Source organism: Vibrio sp. 03_296 (assembly GCF_002265885.1).
On record NZ_NPKW01000232.1, the window covers coordinates 1 to 451 of the forward strand.

The window sequence follows — 451 nt, forward strand, 5'->3', positions numbered from 1 at the left end:
CTCAATCTCGTTATTACTTTCCTGGGCTTTTTGTTAGTATGCCGCGGTATCTTTGAGTAACGAAACGATGACTGAAAACGAAAAGTTGTATTTACAGGAAATGGGCATTTCGCTTTGGCAATTGCATCATCCAGAACGGATGATGGGCTATGAAATGCCAACCTTCTCCCTGCCTGAAGAGTGCCAGTTACTGTTGATCGCACCGAGTTGCCCCATTTCGCAAACGCACTATTTTTGAAAAAGTGTCATCAAAAGCCTGACAACTGGAATTGTCTCAAGCAAGGCACATTACCCCAGAGCAATTAAGCGCGCTCGAACCGCACTCTCTGCAATGGGTTTGGTTTGCGGGCTGTCCTGTTCAACCTCTTCCTATGGTAACCAAAGTGCTCCAATCGCCAGAGTTGGCTCAAATTGATGGTCATAATGAGCATCGTCGTGCGCTGTGGCAACA

1 pseudogene is annotated in these 451 nt (G+C 46.6%); it reads left to right on the forward strand.

What is annotated here, in order from left to right:
- Positions 1 to 67 precede the first annotated feature (67 nt).
- Positions 68 to 451 (forward strand): annotated as a pseudogene (locus CIK04_RS23610) (DNA polymerase III subunit psi); the annotation flags it as partial.